Consider the following 20,376-nt stretch of genomic DNA (forward strand, 5'->3'; position numbering starts at 1 on the left):
GCCGGTGCCAAGACGTTCGAGCGGATCATGGTCAGGGTGCACCGGTATCTGGTGAAGGTCGTGGGGAATTCGATAGCCACATGCGGATTCAGCTTCGGCTGCTCCTGAACGGTTCGCAGTGAAACCCGACAAGCGGTAAGGAGTCCTGATGTCGGATCGGCGCTGGGTGCGCGAGGAATCCCGCATCACCTGGGAGGCCATGAGCAGGAGTGAACACGCGGCCATCGTCCGAGCCGCCCTCAAGGGCGAATCGACGAAGGACTCCGCCACCGCACTGCTGGCGCTGCACTGGGCCTGGGCCGTCATCGGCTCGCCCGGTGCGCGCAGACGCTACCCCTGGCAGGACGTCTTCCTTGATGTCAGGCCCACCGCTTTCCTCACCGACATCTACGACGGCAAACCGCGGAACGACGTCCGCACGTACGTCCGCCGCGACGCCCGGCGGGTTGAGGCGGCGTACCTGCCGTTCCTGGAATCCCTTGGCGTGGAAACGGCCGAGAACTCGCGAGCCGTACCGAAGGGCTGCGCCAACACCGCCAGAACGCGGACAGAACACCCGCAGCCGTGAAAATCGCTGTCCGATTGTCGGAACGCGGTGATAGAGAGGCCGTGTGACAACGCCACTTGGGTTCGCCGTCCCGCTGCGCCTGATCGACGAACGGTCGACCACCTTCCGCGCCGTGGTCGCCGACGCCACCCTGCGGGGTACGGCGAATGAGCTGACACTCGCCCTGTACGGCCGTATTCCGATGGACTCCCTGAAGATCGACGGCGACCGGGAGCTCATCGACCTGCTTCAGGCCTGGTAGCCGTAGAAGCAGGAGAAGCAGGAGAAGCAGGACGAACGAGCAGAACGCAACGCCAGAACGTCACAGGAGCCCACGCATGTTGTCCGAGAAGCCCGAACACCCGGCTCCCGCCACCGCTGCCGCCGATCCCAACCTGCGATCCGACTGCGGCAGCTGCTTCGGGTTGTGCTGTGTCGCACTGCCCTTCGCGGCCTCGGCGGATTTCGCGACCGACAAGGACGCCGGGCAGCCCTGCACCAACCTGCGAGCGGACTTCCGCTGCGGTATCCACACACAGCTCCGGCAGCGGGGTTTTTCGGGATGCACCGTCTTCGACTGCTTCGGCGCGGGACAGAAGGTCTCCCAGGTCACCTTCGGCGGGCAGGACTGGCGGCGGGATCAGGGCACGGCCCGGCAGATGTTCGACGTGTTTCCCGTCATGCGGCAGCTCCACGAACTCCTCTGGTACCTGACCGAGGCACTGACACTGCCGCCCGCCCTCCCCATCCACGGCGAACTGCGCCGCGCGCTGGACAAGACCGAACACCTCACCGGTGGCAGCGCCCAGGAACTCACCGAGCTGGACATGGCGGCGCACCGGGGCGACGTCAACGCCCTTCTGCTGCGCACGAGCGAACTCGTACGCGCCAAGGTCACGGGCCGTAAGAAGGACAAGAAAGACCGGCGGGGAGCCGATCTCATCGGCGCCGACCTCAGAGCCGCCGATCTGCGGGGTGCCAACCTCCGCGGCGCCTACCTCATCGCCGCCGACCTCAAGGGCGCCGACCTGAGAACGGCCGACCTGATCGGCGCCGACCTACGAGACGCGGACCTGAGCGGCGCGGACCTCACCGGCAGCATCTTCCTCACCCAGGCCCAGCTCAACGCGGCCAAGGGCGACAGCAGCACGAAAGTGCCGCCGGCCCTCGTCCGTCCCGCGCACTGGTAGTCCGTTAGCCCGGGGTCGCCACTGCCGCCAGATCCTCGTGCCCGACACCGAGGCCGATCGCCGCCGGTCCCCGATGCCCCTACGCCCCTACGCCCCTACGCCCCTACGCCCCTACTATCGGGCCGGATCAGGTCAGGCCTGGTTCGAGGCCCATTGATCATCGAACCCGGACACGGCACACGGCACACGGCACAGGCGGCGAGCCCGAGGTCAACCAGCAAGCTCAGGATCGGCGCATACTGCCAGCATGGACACTGACCCGCAGGACGGTCCGTCCACCGCGAGTAATGCCACACCGCCCCCCGACAAGCACGGGCAAGAAACCGATGCACAGCAACAGGTGGCCGACGAGCGAGGGCGCGCCGCTGACGTCCGTGAGGCCACCGCCGATGAGCGTGAGGCCAGCGCCGACAGGCGGGAAACCACCGCCGATGAGCGGGAAGCCGCTGTGGACGCGTGGCAGGACCAGCTCGCCACTCAGGAGAGCCGCCTGGACACACGGCGTCGTGCGGCGGGGGCTCCGGCTCCCAGCGTGCGCAGGCGCTCGTACGAGCGGATCGACCGGACCCAGGAACGGCTGACAGCCGGCCAGGAGCGTCTGGACCGCAGCGCGGCGGCCCTGCGCCGGACGGATGCGACGGACCGGCGGGAGCAGGAGATCATCGACCGGGAGACAGACGTCTCCACCACGCGGATGGCTGCGCGGGACCCCGTGCCGCTCAGCGTCCTGCAGACCGCGGCCGATCGGCTGCGCGAGCAGGCCGCGGCGGCGGCCGAGGCACTGGCCGAAGCCGAGGACGCCCTGGTGGACGAGTACGAAGGGCATCACCGAGCCCAGCAGGCCACCGAACACCGACACCACGCCGCACAGGCCCGCACCGCGGCCGACACCCTGCGCAACATCAACGTCACTATCACCGTCACCGAACCGCCGGAGGGCGAGGACGGCACTCCCTCAGAACCTCAGGTCCCGTAGACCGTCGAGCGGTGTCCGACATGTTGACGTGACGACGGCCCGCCGGAAGCTCAAGTCCTCCGGCGGGCCGTGGTTGTCTCTCCGTCGTCCATGCGTCCGCTCAGCTCGCCGGTCGCCGAATCCGACCCCCGTAATGCCGTTCCAGCCCCAGGTTTCCCTCGAATCCCCCGGGTACGTTCGCCGACACGTACACCGGCGGACGCTCCCCCGACTTGATCAGCGCCGCCGCCGTTTCCGCGACCGCCATCTGAACCAGCATCACGCCGGTCAGTGTGGACAGCGCGCACACCGCGCCCCCGCCCGGGAGTTCGAGGAGCGCGTCGCCCGTGGGGGCCTCGTTGTCGAGGACCACGTCCGCGATGTCGGCCAGCTTCTTGCCGCTGGTGTGGCCCGCCGGGACCGTGCGGGTGTGGGTGAGGGACGTGATCGCGAGGATCTTGTGGCCGCGCTCCTTCGCCCGGAGGGCCATTTCGACGATGACGTTGTTGACGCCCGAGTTGGAGATGATCACGAACAGGTCGGACGGGTGCGGCTCGGCGAGTTCGTACAGGCGCCCGGCGATGCCCGGCTTGCGTTCCAGGAGCGGGTCGTCGAGGGCGCTGGGGTCGTCGCCGCCGTAGAGGACGAGGTCGGCCATGCTCAGGCGGTTGGTGGGGACGAGGCCGCCGGCCCTGCCCGCCAGTTCCAGGACGAGGGCCTGGGAGTGGCCCGTGCCGAAGGCCTGGATGACGCCGTCCGCGCGGATGCAGTCCGCGATCAGCCCGGCGGCGCGGGTCACCGACTCCTGGACCGCCTCCGACCCGGTGATGCGGTCGAGAACGGCCCGGCTCTCGCGCGCGAACCCCTGCGCACTGACGGACGCGCTGACGGACTCGACGGACACTCGACACTCCCCACCGGTGGATTGAACCACCCACTCTATCGCTATAGGTGAATCAATAAATCACAGTGTACGGGCTGCGAGCAACGCCTCCCGGTCTCACCCCGCTGCACTCAGCCTCTCCGGGCTCCTTCCGGCCTCTTCTGGTCCTGGAATTCAAACTGTCCTGTAGACGGTGGCTGATACATTCGTCCCTGCCATCCGCACTACCGCCAGTACGGCGCCGAGGAGATCGGTAACCCCATGGAACGGACCGGCTCCGGCAACGGGATGCCCCCGACCGATGTCACCACCCTCATCCGTACGGAGCTGCCGCGCCTCGCCGGTTCCCTGCGGAAGGTGGGTGAGCTGATCCTCGAGGATCCCGCCGCCGTCACCCACTGCTCCGCCGCCGAGCTGGGCCGGCGTACCGGCACCTCCCAGGCCACCGTCACCCGGTTCTGCCGCGCCATCGGCCTCGACTCCTACCAGCATCTCCTCATCGAGCTGGCCCAGGAACGCGGTCGCGGCGAGGTTTCCGACTGGGGCACCGCCGAGATCGGGCCCGACATCTCGCCCGACGACAGCCTGGAGCGGGTCGTCCAGGTCGTCGGCAGCGCCGATCTCCGTGCCATCCAGCAGACCATCGACCGTATCGACCTCGACTCCATCGAGCGCGCCGGCCAGGCCGCCGCCCGCGCCCGCCGCATCGACGTGTACGGCGTCGGCGGCAGCGGAGCCGTCGCCCAGGAGACCGAGACGCGGCTCTTCCGCATCGGATGCGCGGTGCGCGGCTGGACCGAGGTGCACGCCGCCCTCACCTCCGCCGCCCTCCTCACCCCCGCCGACGTCGCCATCGGCATCTCGCACTCCGGCTCCACCCGCGAGACCATCGAGCCCTTCGAACTGGCCAAGCAGCGCGGCGCCACCACCGTGGCCATCACCGCCGATCCGAAGTCGCCGCTGGCCCGCGCAGCCGACGTACGGCTCATCTCCTCCTCCTCGGAGACCAGTTTCCGCACCGAGAGCATCGGCGCCCGCCACTCCGTGCTCGTCCTCATCGACCTGCTGTACGTCCGGGTCGCCCAGCTCTCCTACCAGCGCGCCAGCGCCTCCCTCGCCCTCACCGACCACATCGCCAGGGAGCACGCGGTGAAGTCCCGCCGCACGCGCTGAGCAGTCGCACAGAAGGACATGAAAGCCGCCTCGGGTGACCTCACCCCGAGGCGGCTTTTGCATGGATGAACCACCAAGGAAACTTGAAGATGGTTGTTTGAACCATCCGGACGGTGCACGATAGGCGCCGCTGTTCCCCTCGCTCCCCTCGCTCCCACCGTTCTTCCCGTTCCCCCGTTTCCCTCGTAGGCCTCGTAGGAGACCCATGCGCGTCACCTCAGTCGAGTCGACCGAGCTGTTCGTCGGCAGCGCCGAGCACCCGCGTCAGGTGGTGACCGCCGGGATCGGCCACACCGCCGGACGGACGGTTCGTCTCACCGCCGAAGGCCCCGGCGTTCGCGCCGACGGGGAGACCCTCGCGACCCTCGGTGACGACGGCACCCTCCGCGTCGAGATACCCGTGGTCTGCGACCTGCCCCCCGGGGAGCGCACCCACGTCACCGTCACCGCCGAGGACACCGCCGACCCAGACCAGCGGGCCTCGCTCACCGGCAGCCTCCTCGTCGCCGAGCCCGGCTGGACCATGTTCATGGTCAACCACTTCCACTACGACCCGGTCTGGTGGAACACCCAGGCCGCCTACACCGAGACCTGGGACGACGTCGACGACCCGGCCGCCTCCGGACTGCCCGCCCGCACCTACGACTGGCGCGGCCAGTCGGGCATCAGCCTCGTCCGCGCGCACATCGATCTCGCGCGCCGTGACCCCGCGTACACCTTCGTGCTCGCCGAGGTCGACTACCTGAAGCCGTACTGGGACGCCTTCCCCGAAGAGCGCGCGTTCCTACGGCAGTTGCTGCGCACCGGGCGCGTAGAGATCATGGGCGGCACCTACAACGAGCCCAACACCAACCTCACCGGCGCCGAGGCGACCGTACGCAACGCCCTCTACGGCGACGGCTTCCAGCGCGGGATCCTCGGCGCCGACCCGCACACCGCCTGGCAGTTGGACGCCTTCGGGCACGACCCCCAGTTCCCTGGGCTGATGGCCGACGCGGGGCTCTCCTCCAGCTCCTGGGCCCGTGGACCCTTCCACCAGTGGGGGCCCACCATGTCGGTCTTCGGGGACGAACCCCGCGACCCCCAACGGATGCAGTTCCAGGCCGAGTTCGACTGGATCGCCCCCTCCGGACGCGGCCTCCTCACCGCGTACATGGTCAATCACTACGCCGCCGGCTGGGCCATCGACAACGCGCCCACGCTTCCGGACGCGGAGGCCGCCGCCCTCAAACTGTTCACCGGGCTGAAGAAGGTCGCGCTCACCCGCAACATCCTTCTCCCCGTCGGTGGCGACTACGCGCCGCCCTGCCGCTGGGTCATGGCCATCCACCGCGACTGGAACGAGCGGTACGTCTGGCCGCGCTTCGTCTCCGCGATCCCCCGCGACTTCTTCGCCGCCGTACGCGCCGAACTCGCCGCCGAGGGGCGCAGGGCCTCGCCGCAGACCCGGGACATGAACCCGGTCTACACCGGCAAGGACGTCTCGTACATCGACACCAAGCAGGCCCAGCGGTACGGCGAGACGCTTCTCGCCGACGCGGAGGCCTGGGCGACACTCGCCTCCCTCGTCACCGGGCGCGCCTATCCCGACGCCGCCCTCGACAAGGCCTGGCGGCAGCTGATCTACGGCGCCCACCACGACGCGGTCACCGGCTCCGAGTCCGACCAGGTCTACATCGACCTGATGACCGGCTGGCGCGAGCTGTACGACCTCGCCGAGTCCGTGCATGCCGACGCCACCCAGGCCCTCGCCGACCGGGTGGCCCCGCTGCCCGGCGGCGGCCCCGACCTCGTCGTCCTCAACTCCGCGACCTGGCAACGCCGGGACGTCCTGACCGTCCCGGCCGTCGACCTGCCCGACGGCCTCGTCCCCCTCGACAACACCACCGGGCTGCCGCTGCCCGCCGTACGGGACGGGAGTGGTGAGCTGCGGGTCGTGGTGCCCGACGTACCCGGCCTCGGGCTCAAGGCGCTGCCGCTCGGGGAGGGTTCGGTTCCCGGCTGGGCTCCGGGCGACGGACTGACCATCCGCAACGAGTTCTACGAGGTGACGGTCGATCCCGGTCGCGGCGGTGGCGTCAGCAGTCTGCGGCAACTCGGCGTGGGTGGGCGGGAGTTGCTGCGCGCCGGTGACATCGGCAACGAGCTGGTCGTACAGGAGGAGTATCCGACGCACCCGAAGTTCGGCGAGGGACCCTGGCATCTCACCCCGACCGGGACGACCGCCGCCCGCAGCCGCGACATCACCGACGCGGACGTACGCGTCGAGCACTCGGCCGCCGGGGCACGCATCACCGTCACCGCCGCCCTCGGCCAACTCTTCACCTACACGCAGCAGTTGACCCTGTGGAAAGGCGTCGACCGGCTCGACGCATCGACGACCATCGACGGGTACGACGGTTCCGACCGGCTCATCCGGGTCCGCTGGCCCTCGAACGTCCAGGGCGGGCTGCCCGTTCACGAGGTGGCCGACGCGGTCATCGGGCGTGGGTTCGGTTTCGTGGAGGTGGACAGCGAGCAGTTCCCGTGGACGCTCGACAACCCGGCCAACAACTGGTTCGGGCTGGGGAGCACCGCCCGGGTGGCCGTGCACGACGACTCCGGCGCGCTCCTCGGCCAACGGGCCGTCGGTGTCGCCGAGTTGGTCTACCCGTCCTGGAGCGAGGCCGGCGAACTCGGTGTCGAACTCGCCGCCGCCCTCGTCCGGGTGGGGGTGACGGCCACCTCGACGATCGCCGACGGCCAGCGCTACGGCGACCTGGAGATCGACTCCAACCTCCCCGACATCCGGATCGCCGTGGGCACCCCCGACCGCAACTCCGTCGTCGCCGAGGCCCTCGGCATGGACCCGGCCGCCGGTCGTGAACTCCGGTGCCAGCTAGCCGAGTCGGGCGTCGCCACCGTATGGGTCGCACCGCGTGCCGGACTGCGCGAGGAGTGGGTGCCGGGGGCCGACCTGCGGGATCTGGAGCGGCTGCCGCTTCTCGTGGTGGCGGGCAGCGGTCCGGAGGGCGACGCCAAGGCGGTGGGCGCGCTGATCGCCGACCTCGGCGACGCCGTCGTCCATGCCACGGCGGCCGGTGGCGGCGAGGCGCTGCCGCCGGGTGACACCTGGGACGGCACCGGCTTCGCCGTCCTCAACCGGGGCACACCCGGCTGCGTGATCACGCCCTCCGGCGACCTCTACATGTCCCTGATGCGCTCCTGCACCGGCTGGCCGTCGGGCTTCTGGGTCGACCCGCCCCGCCGCACGGCCCCCGACGGCTCCGCGTTCCAGCTCCAGCGCTGGTCGCACACCTTCGAGTACGCCGTGCTCGGCGGCACCGGCGACTGGCGCGAGCAGCGGCTGCCGCAGGCGGGGCACGCGTACAACCACCCGTTGCGGGCGCGGCTGCGCGGGCAGCAGTCGCCGGGCAACGTCAACCTCCCTCGTACAACAACCCTGTTGAGCCTCGAACCCGCTGGTGAGGTGCTCCTCGACGCGCTCAAGCCCGCCGGGTCGCCGCTCGCCCGGGGAAGCGTGGCGCCCGCCGATCCGGGGCGCGGTGTCGTCGTACGGATGCACGAGGTGAACGGCCGGCCGACGTCGGCGCGAGTGCGCGGGCCGGTGGCCTGGACGGACGGCGCCCGTACCGACGTCCTGGAGACACCCGGGGAACCACTGACCCCGGACGCGGAGGGCGGCCTCTCGGTCGACCTAACCGGCTTCGAGGTCGCCACCGTACTCATAACTCCCTCCGACACACCGGCCGCTGAAGGTGTGGGCATCGACGCCTACGAGCCCGCCCAGCCCGTCCACACCCGCTACTGGCTGCACAACTCGGGCCCGGCCCCACGCGGCAACCTGCCCGTCGCCGTCTGTCTCTCCCCCAGCGCCCTCACCGCCTCCGGGCCGGTTACGGCGACGGTCCGGATCAGCTCCGAGCTGACGGACTCCCCCGTCTCCGGCACGCTGGCCCTCGGCGTCCCGCCGGGCTGGTCCGCCGAACCGGCCGAGCTGCCGTACGCGCTCGGCCCCGCCGGCTTCACCCTCACCGAGGTCACGGTGACCCCGCCGAAGGACGCCCCACCCGGCCGCCACTGGCTCAGCGCCCGCCTGCCGTACGGCGGTCAGGTGTACGAGGATGTCGTGGCCCTGGACGTGCCGGGCACCGTGCCGGAGGGCACGCCGGACGGGCGTACCGGACCGACTCTGGTGACGCGGCTGGGGGTTGACCGGGTCGTCGTGCGGCGCGGGGAGCGCCTGCGAGTTCCGGTGAGCCTGCGCAACACCACCCTCGGGGAGATCAACGGCACGTTGTGGGCCGTGTCCTCGTGGGGGACGTGGGCGGGGGTCGGGCCCGGGATGCGGGGGTTCGCCGTACCGGCCGGGGAGTCGGTGGAGTGCGGGATCGAGGTGGACGGCGGGGCGCTGGCACCGGGGTCGTACTGGCTGATGGCGAAGGTCGGCTGGCACGGGTGCGTGGCGTACACGGAGGCCGTGGTCCTGGAGGTGACGCCGTGAACGAGCAACATGGGCGCGGGTATCCGCACGCGCATCCACACGCACATGCACATCCGCCTGAGGGTGCCTGCGCTCTCGTACGCGGTGAACCCATCGCCCGGGAGCAGGTCGACGCGGTTCTGGCGGCCGTACCGGCGCGCGATGGCGACAGGGCGCGGCCCGAGGCGCTCGCGCGAGCGGAGCGGCAGCGGCGGCGCTGGGCGACTCAGGTGGTCGTGGCGGACGTACTCGCGCGGCGGGCGTGTGCCGAGCGGGGGCTGAAGCCTCCTCCGGAACCACCCCGAGCAGGCGTACTGACCGCCGTGCCGGAGGCGGATGTCGCCGGGCTCGGGAGCATCGTCGCGGTCGTGCTGGCCTACTCGGCCGCCGCGCGGGCACTGCTGGGGCACCTCGAAGGGCACCAGGCGATCCCCGAGGCGGCCCTGTGGGAGTACTACGAACGCAACCGGGACCGGTTCCTGACCGTGGAGTCCCTGCGTGGCGGCGTAGATCCGTTCGGTGCCGCGAGGGATGCCGACTTCCTGCCGTACGAGCAGGTGAAGGCCGGTATCGAGGGCGAGTTGAGGCAGGCGGCGGGCCGGCGCGCCTTCTTCTCGTGGCTCGACCTGGCGCGGGTGGACGTGGTGTACGCGCCCGGGCACGAGCATCCCGGGGACCCGTCCCAGCCGGACCACGAACACCGCCACTGAAGCGGTTGCCGGACGGGCCTCGTTCCCGTCCGGAACCTAAAAGCAACACGGCACCCCATTGACCTCCGATGAATTCTGGTCCACATTTTCATCAATCGGAGTCGAAGTTGGTGAATCAAACCAGCATCCAGCATCCGCATCCAGGAGGGCAGCAGCAATGCGCGCAAGAAGACTGACCGGATCCCTGTCCTGTCTCGTCGTACTGACGTTGACGGCCGCCGGATGCGGCCTCTCCGGAGGCTCCGACGACAGCGGCGGCGCCACCGCGGGCGGCTGCTCGGTCGACAAGGGCAACGTCGACTCCGGGAAACTCACCGGTGACGTCAAGGGCACGATCACCTTCCAGACCACCAACCTGAAAAAAGACTTCGGCGACTTCTTCAACGGCGTGATCGCCGACTTCCAGAAGGCTCACCCCGGCACCAAGGTCAAGTGGATCGACGACCCCGGCGACAACACCTTCACCAACCGGACCGTCGCCGATGCCCAGGCCTGCACGATGGCCGACGTCATCAACGTCAACGCGCCGACGGCGACCGCCCTCACCAAGGCCGGCTACCTGCTCGACATCGGCACCAAGGACCCGGCCGCCTCCAAGCCCTTCGTCCCGTCGTTCTGGAAGACCGCCACCTTCGCGGACGCCTCCGGCAAGTCGATCCACACCACGCTGCCCTGGTACACCGGCGGCGTCCTGCTGACGTACAACAAGGACCTGCTGGAGAAGGCCGGCATCGACCCGGCGAAGGCGCCGACGAGCATCTTCGGGCTCTTCGCCGACTACGAGAAGATCGCCAAGGCCTCCGAAGGCAAGTACTTCGCGACGATGGCCAACCCGATCTGGCGCATCCCGGCCGACTTCGACCAGATGGGCATCAAGGTCCTCTCCACCGACGGCAAGTCCGCCGTCTTCGGCGACGACCCGCGCACCACCCAGTGGGTGGAGTGGATGGCGAAGCTGTACAAGGAGGGCGCGATGCCGAAGGACTCGCTGTCCTCCAGCAACGACCCGTCCACGCTCTACAGCCAGGGCAAGGTGGCCTACGGTTCGACGAACCCGAGCTTCGTGCGGTTCGTCAAGCAGAACAGCCCGTCGGTCTACGGCAAGACGGCCGTCGGCCAGCAGCCCTACGACGCCCTCGGCGTCGCCTCCGCCGGCGCCCCCCAGTACATCTCGGTCGCCGCGACCAGCAAGCACGCCCCGGTGGCGCTCGCGTTCGCGGAGTTCCTCACCAACGTCGAGAACCAGACGGCCTGGTGCAAGGACCCGGCCGTGGTGATCTTCCCGACCACCACCGAGTCGCTGAACGACCCGTTCTTCCAGAACGTCACCGGCACCGACCCGTTCTCCCAGGCCCGCAAGCTCGTCGCCGACCAGCTCAAGACGGCCTCCACCAACCAGACCAACCTCTCCCCGGCCGTGCAGAACGCCATCGTGTCCCAGGTGCAGCTGGCCATGCAGGGCAAGAAGAGCGCGGCGGACGCCGTGAAGGACGCCCAGGAGAAGTCGAACGAGCTGCTGAAGCAGGGCAGCTGACAGTGACGGCACAGATCACGAACCCGGTGTCCGGCGTGGAGCCCCTGCCCTCCACGCCGGCCCCGGCCACGTCCACGGCTCGCCTCCGCCGACTCGCCAGGGCCGCGCTGCCCGGTCCCGCTCCCGGGGCCAACGGAGCGTCCATGTACCGCCGTTGGTGGCTGCCGTGGCTGTGGACCGCCCCCGCGATCGTGTGCGCGGTGGTCTTCGGGGTGTTCCCGTTCCTCAACACGGTCCTGCTGTCGTTCACCAACGCCAAGCCGCTGGGCGGCGCTGCGGGTTTCGTCGGACTCGACAACTACACGCGGATGCTCCAGGACGACGACTTCTGGCTCGCGACCCGCAACAGCATCCTGTACGCGGTGATCGTCGTGCCGCTGATGGTGCTGCTGCCGTTGATGCTCGCCGTCCTGGTGGAGAAGAACCTGCCCGGCATCGGCTTCTTCCGCTCCGCCTTCTACACGCCGGTGCTCGCCTCCAGCGTGGTCGTGGGCCTGAGCTGGCAGTGGTTGCTCGCGGACGACGGCCTGGTCAACACCTGGCTGGAGAAGGCCCACTTGATCAGGTCGGCGATCCCCTTCCTCTCCGACTCGTGGCTGATCCTGCTCTCCGCGATGGGCCTGACCCTGTGGAAGGGCCTTGGCTGGTACATGGTCTTCTACCTGGCCGCCCTCGGGAACGTGCCCAAGGAACTGCACGAGGCCGCCCAGATGGACGGCGCCGGCGCGGTCCGCCGCTTCTGGAACATCACGATCCCCGGCGTCCGGACGGCCATGATGCTCGTCGGCACGCTCACCGGCATCGGCTCCCTGCGGGTCTTCACCGAGATCTACATGCTCGGCAGCTCCACCGGCGGCCCCGGCGGCGCCGACCGCACCCTGCCGTTCTACATCCGGGACGTCGGCCTGGACCCGATCACCGGCAACGCCGGCTACGGCTCGGCCGTCAGCGTGGCCCTGTTCGCGCTGACGCTGGGCCTGACCCTGCTGGCGCAGCGTCTGACCAAGGAGGACGAGTCATGACGACGACCGTCGTCGAGACCAAGGGCCGTCGCCTGATGCCGCGTTGGCGTGACTACGGCCGCCCGCGCCAGCTGGTCGTCCGCTATCTGCTCCTCCTCCTGGTGCTCGGCCTCACCGTGGGCCCGCTGCTGTGGCAGCTGCTGGCCTCCCTGAAGGGCACGAGCGAGGACGTCTTCGGCGCGAACGCCACCCTGCTGCCGCACGACCCGACCCTGCGCGCGTACCGGACGGTCTTCGACCAGGTGCCGGTGTGGTCGTACATCAAGAACAGCCTGATCGTGGTCGCCCTGTCGGTCACCAGCCAGCTGGTCTTCTCCACGACGGCCGGCTACATGCTCTCCAAGCCCTCCTGGAAGGGCCGCAGGGCGGTCTGGGTGGTGCTGATCGCCTCGATGATGTTCCCCTTCGAGTCGATCATGGTCTCGCTGTTCATCAGCATCCGCGACCTGGGCCTGGTCGACAGCCTGGCCGGCGTGTGGCTACCGGGCTTCGTCGGCGCCATCAACGTCATGCTGATGCGCGGCGCGTTCCTCGCGGTCCCGCGCGAGATCGAGGACTCGGCGATGCTGGACGGCGCGAACGAGTGGCAGCGCTTCAAGTACCTGTATCTGCCGTCCGCGTGGGGCGCGATCATGGTGGTCGTCATCAACACGTTCATCAGCGCCTGGGACGACTTCCTGTGGCCGCTGATCGTGCTGCGCTCCGAGAGCAACATGACGCTCACACTGGGGCTTTCACGCCTGCAGAGCTCGTCGTTCGGCTACGACCAGCGGATGGTCATGGCGGGGTCGGTGATCTCGGTGATCCCGGTGCTGGTGCTGTTCGTGATCACTCAGCGGTGGTTCTATCGGGGGGTGGCTGCGGGGGCTGTGAAGATCTGAGGGTGGCCTCCCAGTTCACAGGGGCTCACAGGGGTTCACGGGGGGACGGATAGCCTGCGTCCATGGGTTCAGGTGAGGGGACCGAGGGCGTCGGCGCGGATCTTGACAGTCAGGGGTGGGGCGCCACGCGCTCCTGGGTGGAGAAGCGGGTTGCTTCCTGCACCGGGACTTCCATCCCGGCAACATCCTCTTCACGGGCATCGCCGATGATCTTCAGATCAGTGGTGTCGTCGACTGGGTGGAGACCTCCTGGGGGCCGGCCGACTTGGACGTGGCTCATTGCTCAACGGCCCTCGCTCTGCTGCACGGGATTCCCGCAGGCATGCGATTCGCCGACCGCTACATCGCTGCGGGAGGAACCCTGGCCGAAGACGGCCCCGCCCATCTCTACTGGCGGCTGCTCGACGCGTTGGCTTTCGCTCCGGACGCGGAGAAGGTCGCTGTTCCCTGGCGCGAACTGGGCCGCGTCGATCTGACAGCCGGTGTCCTGACTCAAAGGTTGGAGGAATACATGGAATCCCTTTTCAGTCGATACACCTGAACTCGCGACCATTGGTGCGACTTTGCATCACCTCGACGGTGCAGTCGTTCGGTAAGGCGGTTTGGGCGGAGGTGACCGCTTGTGAGTGGGAGCGCCGCTGATGTGGCGCGGCCACCATTGACCATCTCGACGAGACCGGCCGCGCCATCGGCGGCGTCCATCCCTCTCTGCCTACTTGAGTCCACCGAGACGAAGGGCATCCTCGATCTCGCTGAGCTTCGGCCGCCGCCTACTCCAGGCACAGATCGTAATGTTGGCTGGTCAGGGCCGACGATAAGACGGCTGCGGCCACCGGAGCAGCCCGCCAACACGATCACGACCTGAGGGCGGGCTGAGGCCCGGTCCAACCGGTGGCGGCCACCACCTCCCGCGCAATGTCCACGACAGGCCGTCCGTCCGTCACCACCCGCACTGCCTCCGCCGGGGCCCGCTGGTCCAGGAGCCGTGCTTTGCGGACACTGCTTTCCACCTCATGCTCAAGCTCCGAGCCGAGTTCGCGTCCCACCAGCCGCTCGCGGGTGGTGGCGTCGGAAGCGGTGAGCAGGACTCGTATGATCCCCACTCCGGCCCCCATGGCGCGCTCAAACATGCCCGTCGTCTCAGGCAGCACACTCACGGTGTTCGTATAGATCAGGCGCCGATACCCGCGCCGGGCGAAGTTCGCCCACACGGCAGCCAGATTGCTCTCGGTGATCTCCGCACGGTGCGGATCCCCGTCGGGTGCCGGATGCACCTGCCCCATGAAGTCACCCTCGATGATCGCGTGAGGGACCTCCGCGGCGCGCAACAGTGCCGAGACTTCCCACCCCACCGTCGTCTTACCAACACCAGCTCGCCCTCCGATGAGCAGCACTTCCGCGTGATCCATGAAGGCAAGCGTGCCAGCGGGCGACCACCTCACGCGATCCGATATCGATCCGGGCGCCTGATCGCAGCCCCGCCAACAAGATCACGTTCTACGACGGCAGCAGCGAGATCAGCACCGGCGCCGGGCCCGACAACCAGCCCCGTCCCGTCACGCTCGGCCCCGGCGAGTCGGCGCTCGCCAGCCTGGTCTGGCGCAACACCACCGAGTCCGGCACGCCGGTGAACGCGCCCTATGTGCGAGTGCGGGCGAAAGCCGGCGCCGACCCGGTGACGGTGACCCCACACCTCGACCTCGGAACCACCGGAAAGCTCGGCGTCAGACGATGGGAGAAGACGGAGCGGTAGATTTTCCGCCCTTTGTGGCAGCCGATTTCATAATTCCACATTTCGTGCCAGATTTTCAGCAGGCCCCGTCTTCGCAGCTCAGAGGCGTTTTTGTTTTCTTGACCATATTTCAACCACTCCTCCAGGATGGTCAATGCATAAGAAAACCTTAAGTCGACCTTAATGATTCATGTGCGCGTCCGAGTTGGTGCGTTTGTCTAATGTGCGGTCGCTAGCGTGAGCGACTGTCAATCAGGCGATCGCATTCGAAGGGCGAACAATTCATGAGGGTTATTCCTGACCGGCGCCTGTCGCGTCGGACGACCGGGCTGGTGTTTGGATCGGCGTTGCTCGCGGCGGCAGCCGTGTCTCTTGGCACCGCACACGCCGGTAGCACCGTGGATGCCGGGCTGCCGGATCCGGGCGCGAGCGTCAGCGCCCCGGCCCCGGCAGCGGAAGCCGTGGTGGGGGTCGGGCTGGACGATGCCCGGAAGAAGGAGATCGCGATGCAGCTGGTCTCCAGTGCGGAGAACTCCTCGCTGGACTGGAAGGCCCAGTACCAGTACATCGAGGACATCGGCGACGGCCGGGGCTATACGGCCGGGATCGTCGGGTTCTGTTCCGGGACCGGGGACATGCTGGAGCTGGTCCAGGCGTACACGCAGGCGAAGCCGGGCAACGTGCTGGCCAAGTACCTGCCGGCGCTCAAGCGGGTGAACGGGTCCGATTCGCACAGTGGACTTGGCGACGCGTTCGTGGCGGACTGGCGTACGGCGGCCAAGGACAAGACGTTCCAGCAGGCCCAGGACGCGGAGCGGGACCGGGTGTACTTCGACCCGGCGGTCAAGCAGGCCAAGAGCGACGGGCTGAGGACGCTGGGGCAGTTCATCTACTACGACGCGATCGTGATGCACGGTCCCGGTGACGACACGGTCAGTTTCGGCGGCATACGCAAGACCGCCCTGAGGAAAGCCAAAACACCTGCCCAGGGTGGTGACGAAACGGCCTACCTGAACGCTTTCCTCGATGCCCGCAAGGCGGCGATGAAGACCGAGGAAGCGCACAGCGACACCAGCCGCGTCGATACCGAACAGCGGGTGTTCCTGCGTGCGGGCAACCTCGATCTGAATCCGCCGCTGCGGTGGAAGGTCTATGGAGACCCCTACACCATCGAGAACTGATTGCCGACAGTAGGGCCGGCAGAAGGGATACGACCATGGGGTCGCACGCACATACACGCCGTAAGAAGGCCGTTATGGCCGCTACTGCCGGCGCGGCGGCGATATCGGCGCTTGTCGCCCTGAGCCTTGGCACCAACGCCATGGCGGGAGAGGCACAGCCGGACCAGAAGGCCAAGGTCGAAGTCAGAGCGGCCACAGCCTCCGACGCCAACGCCGACGCCGGGTGGACGTTGCGTTGGAGTCCGGATCCGGTGAAAGACGGGTTGGAGGCGTTCGAAGGAGTGGAGGACGACCGGGCGGGATCCGACCCGGGGGTCAAGCACATATACGTCGAGGATGGCGCGTACCGCTTCGACATGCCTCTGGAGGAAAGGGACTCCAGCCCGGACCGGCAGCGCAACGAGGTCAAAGGGATGAGCGCCGAAGGTCGGGATCTGACGATTTCCGAGGGGGAGACCTGGCGCTTCACCGACTCCCTGTTCATACCTTCAAGCCTGGAGGCGACCAGCAGTTTCACCCACATCATGCAGTTCAAGATGCCGGGGGCCGGGAGCGGGCCGATCATCGTCATGTCGTTGCGGCAGCATGACGGCAAACCCACCATCGAGCTGAACTCCGCCCTCAGCGGCAGGATCGTCGGCCGTACCGACCTTGCTCCGCTCCAGAACAAGTGGATCGGCTTCGACCTGCAGATCACCTTCGGTGACGGCGACGGCAAGATCCGCTGGGTGGTCACCGACGGCTCCAGCACGGTCGCCGATGCGAGCGCGTCCGGGCTCGACACCTGGTTGGGCGAGCGGGCGCGGCCCAAGTGGGGAATCTACCGCTCGCTCAAGGACAGCGCGCATCTGAAGAACACCTACCTGCTCGTCAAGGACCTGAAGGCGTATCAGCAGACCTGACCGTCAGACAGCGAAAGGGCCGCGTAGGCGGTGATGGGGGTCGGACCGGCCGATCCGGCCCGCCCGGCTTTGTCGGGCGGGCCGGTTGCCCTGGACACCGGACCCCGCTTCGGGTGTCGGTGTCAGTCCCCTCCCTTAAAGTCCCCCGCGTGACCCACAACCCCTCCCCCGCCCACCTCACCGCGATCCGCGACTCGTACGACACCGTCGCCGCCGACTACGTCCAACTCGTCAAGAATCCGGCGGAGTTGGACCCTCTGTCACGCGCGATGCTGGCCGCTTTCGCCGAAGCCCTGCGAGTGGCCGACGCCGGCCCGGTCGCGGACCTCGGATGCGGACCCGGCAAGGTGACCGCGCATCTGGCAGGCCTCGGAGTGCCCGCGTTCGGCGTCGACCTGTCCCCGAAGATGATCGAGCTGGCCCGCCGGGCCCACCCGCACCTGAGCTTCACCGTGGGCTCGATGACCGACCTCGCGCTGCGGGACGACGAACTCGGCGGCATCCTCGCCTACTACTCCACCCACCACACCCCGCCCGAGCAACTACCCACCGTGTACGCCGAGTTCCACCGCACCCTCGCACCCGGCGGCCTCCTGATGCTGGCCGGCTACGTGGGAGACGACGAGTATCTGCATCTGCGTCCGACCCAGGCTTACGGCGGCCATCCGGTGTCCTACGAGGCCCATCTGCTGCCGGTGGAGCGGATCGCCGAACTGCTCACCCGGGCCGGTCTCGTGATCACGGCGCGACTGGTGCAGGCGCCCGACGAAAACGTACGGAGGACAGTCGCCACCTTCCTCGCCCGGAAACCCGAACGCCCCCTCGCGCCACAGTGATTGTCACGTTCCCGAGTCCGCCGGTGTCTTCATGTCCAACAGGCCGACAGGCCTGGGAAATCGACAAGGAACCGTCAAGGAACCGACGAGGAGAACACCGTGACACTGCGCATTCCGAAAGCACAGCTCCCCGCCGAGATCAGTGAGAACCTGGTCAAGCAGTTCGGTGCCGTGCCCGAGCCCTTCGAGGTGACGGCGCACAACCCCAAGGTCGCCCGGGACTCCTCGGAGATCGGGGGCAGGGTGGGCGAGTGGGACATGGCCGACGAGGGGCTCAAGATCTTCGCGCACATGGCGGTCGCCGCGCAGGTCGGCTGCGGTTGGTGCCTCGACATCAACTACTTCCAGGCGCTGCACAAGGACCTGGACCTGACCAAGGCGAGCCAGGTGCCGCGCTGGCGCGAGTCGGAGGTGTTCACGCCGCTGGAACGGGACGTACTGGAGTACGCCGAGGCCATGACGAACACGCCGCCGACCGTCGACGACGAACTGTACGCGGGCCTGCTCGACCGGCTCGGTCCGGCGGCGATGGTCGAGCTCACCGCAGGCATCGGCTTCGCCAACATGGCGACGCGGAACAACTCGGCGCACGGGATCACCTCGCAGGGCTTCTCCGACGCGTGCGGGATACCGCTGGCCGCACGTCCCGAGGAGGCGGGCAACAACAGGTCCGGTGCCGAGAGGCCCGCCATCGCGAAGTCCGGCATCGACAAGCCCGGCGTGGTGTCGGCGGCGATATGACCGAGGATTCGACTGCCGATCCCTTCGTCACCCACCGCAGCCTGCTCTTCACTGTCGCCTACGAGATGCTCGGCTCGGCGGCCGACGCGGAGGACGTACTGCAGGAGTCCTGGCTGCGGTGGGCCGGCGTCGACAGGTCCCAGGTGCGTGAGGCTCGGGCGTACCTCGTCCGGATCGTCACCCGGCAGGCACTCAACCGGCTGCGTACGTTGTCCCGCAGCCGTGAGGAGTACGTGGGCGAGTGGCTGCCTGAACCCCTGCTGACCAGCCCTGATGTCGCCGAGGACGTCGAACTCGCGGAGAGCGTCTCGATCGCGATGCTGACCGTCCTCGAAACCCTCGGGCCCACCGAGCGCGCGGTGTTCGTGCTGCGCGAGGTCTTCGAGATGCCGTACGGCGAGATCGGCGAGGCCATCGGGAAGTCCGCGGCGACGGTACGGCAGGTCGCGCGGCGGGCGCGTGAGCATGTGGCCGCCCGGCAGCCGCGGGTGCGGGTGAGCCGGGCCGAGCAGCGGACCGTCGTGGACCGCTTCCTTCTCGCCCTGCGCACCGGGCAGTTGCAGGACCTGCTGGAGGTCATGGCGCCGGATGTCGTCCTGATCGCCGATGGTGGCGGGGTCGTGGCCGCCGTGCTGGCTCCGATGCACGGGGCCGAACCGGTGGCGAAGCTGCTCACGCGCGCGAACCAGGTCGCGGTCCCGTTCGAGATGACGACCGTATGGCTCAACGGCGCGCCCGCGGGCCGGATCGAGATGAACGGCGAGCCGACCGCCGTGAGCCTCGTGGTGGAGAACGGGCAGGTAACCCGGATCTACATCGTGCGCAACCCGCAGAAGCTGACACGGCTCGACGAACCGGCCGAACTCGCCAGGTGAACCCGCCGCCGCCCGCACAAGAGACAGCCCGCTCCGGCCGGAATTCGTTTCGTTCCCCGCAGCGGGCGCCCTAGTGTGGCGCGGTGGCGATTCCGGTTCGGGCGCAGGCTCAGGTCCAGATACAGGGCGAGATGCAGGTCGAGATGCAGGCTCAGATGATCATTCTCAACGGTGGTTCCAGCTCGGGGAAGTCCGCGATCGTACGGTGTCTGCAGGCCGAACTGCCGGACCCGTGGCTGGCGTTCGGGTGCGACTCGTTCGTCGACGCCCTGCCCGCGAGGATGCGGGAGTCGGACGCGGGGATCGCGATCGCGGCGGACGGCGAAGTGAGCGTCGGGGCGGACTTCCTGGCGCTGGAGGCGGCCTGGCGGGAAGGCGTCGTGGCAATGGTCCGGGCCGGCGCCCGGGTCGTCATCGACGACGTCTTCCTCGGCGGAGCGGCGTCCCAGCAGCGCTGGCGCAAGGCTCTTGGTGAAGTGGGTGAAGTGGGTGACCTGCCCGTGCTGTGGGTCGGCGTCCGGTGCGAGAGCGCCGTCGCCGCGCGCCGCGAGATCGCCCGGGGAGACCGGGCTCCGGGGATGGCCGCCGCGCAGGCGGACGTCGTCCACGAGGGCGTCGTCTACGACCTGGAGGTCGACACGTCGCACACCGAGTCCCTGGCGTGCGCGCGAACCATCGCCGCGCGCGTCCACGGCGGTGAGGACCGAGTCGGCTGATCCGGCGCCCCCACC

Annotated in this window: 18 protein-coding genes and 2 pseudogenes; 18 read left to right on the forward strand and 2 right to left on the reverse strand. The window is 68.6% G+C overall.

Annotated features, from left to right (window positions below; all coding sequences use genetic code 11):
• The first annotated feature begins 148 nt into the window (after positions 1 to 148).
• From G3I56_RS28795 to G3I56_RS28810, 4 genes are all read left to right on the forward strand, one after another.
• Positions 149 to 568: a hypothetical protein gene (locus G3I56_RS28795; RefSeq protein WP_164413941.1), complete on the forward strand. Its 420-nt coding sequence runs from the start codon at positions 149 to 151 to the stop codon at positions 566 to 568.
• Between the two features lie 43 nt (positions 569 to 611).
• The gene (locus G3I56_RS28800; protein WP_164413943.1) at positions 612 to 809 is read left to right on the forward strand and encodes a hypothetical protein; all 198 of its coding nucleotides are present in this window, start codon (positions 612 to 614) and stop codon (positions 807 to 809) included.
• 76 nt (positions 810 to 885) lie between these two features.
• Positions 886 to 1,737, forward strand: a complete 852-nt coding sequence (locus tag G3I56_RS28805; RefSeq protein ID WP_164413945.1) for a pentapeptide repeat-containing protein — start codon at positions 886 to 888, stop codon at positions 1,735 to 1,737.
• 247 nt (positions 1,738 to 1,984) lie between these two features.
• Positions 1,985 to 2,713: a hypothetical protein gene (locus G3I56_RS28810; RefSeq protein ID WP_164413947.1), complete on the forward strand. Its 729-nt coding sequence runs from the start codon at positions 1,985 to 1,987 to the stop codon at positions 2,711 to 2,713.
• Between the two features lie 100 nt (positions 2,714 to 2,813).
• Here the strand turns inward: G3I56_RS28810 and G3I56_RS28815 are convergent, their stop codons facing one another.
• Positions 2,814 to 3,596, reverse strand: a complete 783-nt coding sequence (locus G3I56_RS28815) for an SIS domain-containing protein (protein WP_164413949.1) — start codon at positions 3,594 to 3,596, stop codon at positions 2,814 to 2,816.
• Between the two features lie 267 nt (positions 3,597 to 3,863).
• Between G3I56_RS28815 and G3I56_RS28820 the strand changes: the two genes are divergently transcribed.
• The 7 genes and pseudogenes from G3I56_RS28820 to G3I56_RS28850 all read left to right on the forward strand — a co-directional run.
• Complete coding sequence (locus tag G3I56_RS28820; RefSeq protein WP_164414090.1) at positions 3,864 to 4,748, forward strand: MurR/RpiR family transcriptional regulator; 885 nt, start codon at positions 3,864 to 3,866, stop codon at positions 4,746 to 4,748.
• 205 nt (positions 4,749 to 4,953) lie between these two features.
• Positions 4,954 to 9,252 carry an NEW3 domain-containing protein gene (locus G3I56_RS28825; protein WP_164413952.1) on the forward strand — a complete coding sequence of 1,433 codons (4,299 nt, stop codon included), beginning with the start codon at positions 4,954 to 4,956 and terminating at the stop codon, positions 9,250 to 9,252.
• Entirely contained in the window at positions 9,249 to 9,941 is a 693-nt protein-coding gene (locus G3I56_RS28830; RefSeq protein WP_343240078.1) for a peptidyl-prolyl cis-trans isomerase, read from the forward strand. Before G3I56_RS28825 ends, G3I56_RS28830 begins: the two co-directional genes overlap by 4 nt.
• Positions 9,942 to 10,098: 157 nt before the next feature.
• Positions 10,099 to 11,475 carry an extracellular solute-binding protein gene (locus G3I56_RS28835; RefSeq protein ID WP_164413954.1) on the forward strand — a complete coding sequence of 459 codons (1,377 nt, stop codon included), beginning with the start codon at positions 10,099 to 10,101 and terminating at the stop codon, positions 11,473 to 11,475.
• Positions 11,476 to 11,477: 2 nt separating this feature from the next.
• Positions 11,478 to 12,497, forward strand: a complete 1,020-nt coding sequence (locus G3I56_RS28840; RefSeq protein ID WP_164413956.1) for a sugar ABC transporter permease — start codon at positions 11,478 to 11,480, stop codon at positions 12,495 to 12,497.
• The gene (locus tag G3I56_RS28845; protein WP_164413958.1) at positions 12,494 to 13,378 is read left to right on the forward strand and encodes a carbohydrate ABC transporter permease; all 885 of its coding nucleotides are present in this window, start codon (positions 12,494 to 12,496) and stop codon (positions 13,376 to 13,378) included. Before G3I56_RS28840 ends, G3I56_RS28845 begins: the two co-directional genes overlap by 4 nt.
• Before the next feature lie 151 nt (positions 13,379 to 13,529).
• Positions 13,530 to 13,919, forward strand: a pseudogene (locus G3I56_RS28850) (aminoglycoside phosphotransferase family protein); the annotation flags it as partial.
• 313 nt (positions 13,920 to 14,232) lie between these two features.
• Here G3I56_RS28850 and G3I56_RS28855 read toward each other — a convergent pair.
• Entirely contained in the window at positions 14,233 to 14,787 is a 555-nt protein-coding gene (locus G3I56_RS28855) for a hypothetical protein (protein WP_203690868.1), read from the reverse strand.
• Positions 14,788 to 14,882: 95 nt separating this feature from the next.
• Between G3I56_RS28855 and G3I56_RS28860 the strand changes: the two are divergent.
• The 7 genes and pseudogenes from G3I56_RS28860 to cpt all read left to right on the forward strand — a co-directional run.
• Positions 14,883 to 15,131, forward strand: a pseudogene (locus G3I56_RS28860) (DUF4232 domain-containing protein); the annotation flags it as partial.
• Between the two features lie 344 nt (positions 15,132 to 15,475).
• Positions 15,476 to 16,291, forward strand: a complete 816-nt coding sequence (locus G3I56_RS28865) for a chitosanase (protein ID WP_343240079.1) — start codon at positions 15,476 to 15,478, stop codon at positions 16,289 to 16,291.
• Positions 16,292 to 16,365: 74 nt separating this feature from the next.
• Positions 16,366 to 17,193 carry a Tat pathway signal sequence domain protein gene (locus G3I56_RS28870; protein WP_239135155.1) on the forward strand — a complete coding sequence of 276 codons (828 nt, stop codon included), beginning with the start codon at positions 16,366 to 16,368 and terminating at the stop codon, positions 17,191 to 17,193.
• A gap of 149 nt (positions 17,194 to 17,342) precedes the next feature.
• Positions 17,343 to 18,029, forward strand: a complete 687-nt coding sequence (locus G3I56_RS28875; RefSeq protein WP_164413962.1) for a class I SAM-dependent methyltransferase — start codon at positions 17,343 to 17,345, stop codon at positions 18,027 to 18,029.
• A gap of 99 nt (positions 18,030 to 18,128) precedes the next feature.
• Entirely contained in the window at positions 18,129 to 18,770 is a 642-nt protein-coding gene (locus G3I56_RS28880) for a carboxymuconolactone decarboxylase family protein (protein WP_343240080.1), read from the forward strand.
• On the forward strand, positions 18,767 to 19,645 hold the full coding sequence (locus G3I56_RS28885; RefSeq protein ID WP_164413964.1) for an RNA polymerase sigma-70 factor: 879 nt from the start codon (positions 18,767 to 18,769) through the stop codon (positions 19,643 to 19,645). The genes G3I56_RS28880 and G3I56_RS28885 overlap by 4 nt, the downstream gene beginning before the upstream one ends.
• Positions 19,646 to 19,788: 143 nt before the next feature.
• Positions 19,789 to 20,361 carry a chloramphenicol phosphotransferase CPT gene (gene cpt / locus G3I56_RS28890; protein ID WP_239135170.1) on the forward strand — a complete coding sequence of 191 codons (573 nt, stop codon included), beginning with the start codon at positions 19,789 to 19,791 and terminating at the stop codon, positions 20,359 to 20,361.
• The last annotated feature ends 15 nt before the right edge of the window (positions 20,362 to 20,376 follow it).

This window comes from Streptomyces sp. SID12488 (genome assembly GCF_010548275.1).
Lineage (GTDB): Bacteria > Actinomycetota > Actinomycetes > Streptomycetales > Streptomycetaceae > Streptomyces.

What these genes read in the sequence shown, in the direction of transcription:
- G3I56_RS28820 (WP_164414090.1), top strand. Translation starts at nt 3,864, where the DNA reads ATGCCCCCGACCGATGTCACCACCCTCATCCGTACGGAGCTGCCGCGC.
- G3I56_RS28825 (WP_164413952.1), top strand. Translation starts at nt 4,954, where the DNA reads ATGCGCGTCACCTCAGTCGAGTCGACCGAGCTGTTCGTCGGCAGCGCC.
- G3I56_RS28885 (WP_164413964.1), top strand. Translation starts at nt 18,767, where the DNA reads ATGACCGAGGATTCGACTGCCGATCCCTTCGTCACCCACCGCAGCCTG.
- G3I56_RS28855 (WP_203690868.1), bottom strand. Translation starts at nt 14,787, where the DNA reads ATGGATCACGCGGAAGTGCTGCTCATCGGAGGGCGAGCTGGTGTTGGT.
- G3I56_RS28845 (WP_164413958.1), top strand. Translation starts at nt 12,494, where the DNA reads ATGACGACGACCGTCGTCGAGACCAAGGGCCGTCGCCTGATGCCGCGT.
- G3I56_RS28805 (WP_164413945.1), top strand. Translation starts at nt 886, where the DNA reads ATGTTGTCCGAGAAGCCCGAACACCCGGCTCCCGCCACCGCTGCCGCC.
- G3I56_RS28870 (WP_239135155.1), top strand. Translation starts at nt 16,366, where the DNA reads ATGGCCGCTACTGCCGGCGCGGCGGCGATATCGGCGCTTGTCGCCCTG.
- cpt (WP_239135170.1), top strand. Translation starts at nt 19,789, where the DNA reads ATGCAGGCTCAGATGATCATTCTCAACGGTGGTTCCAGCTCGGGGAAG.
- G3I56_RS28810 (WP_164413947.1), top strand. Translation starts at nt 1,985, where the DNA reads ATGGACACTGACCCGCAGGACGGTCCGTCCACCGCGAGTAATGCCACA.
- G3I56_RS28795 (WP_164413941.1), top strand. Translation starts at nt 149, where the DNA reads ATGTCGGATCGGCGCTGGGTGCGCGAGGAATCCCGCATCACCTGGGAG.
- G3I56_RS28835 (WP_164413954.1), top strand. Translation starts at nt 10,099, where the DNA reads ATGCGCGCAAGAAGACTGACCGGATCCCTGTCCTGTCTCGTCGTACTG.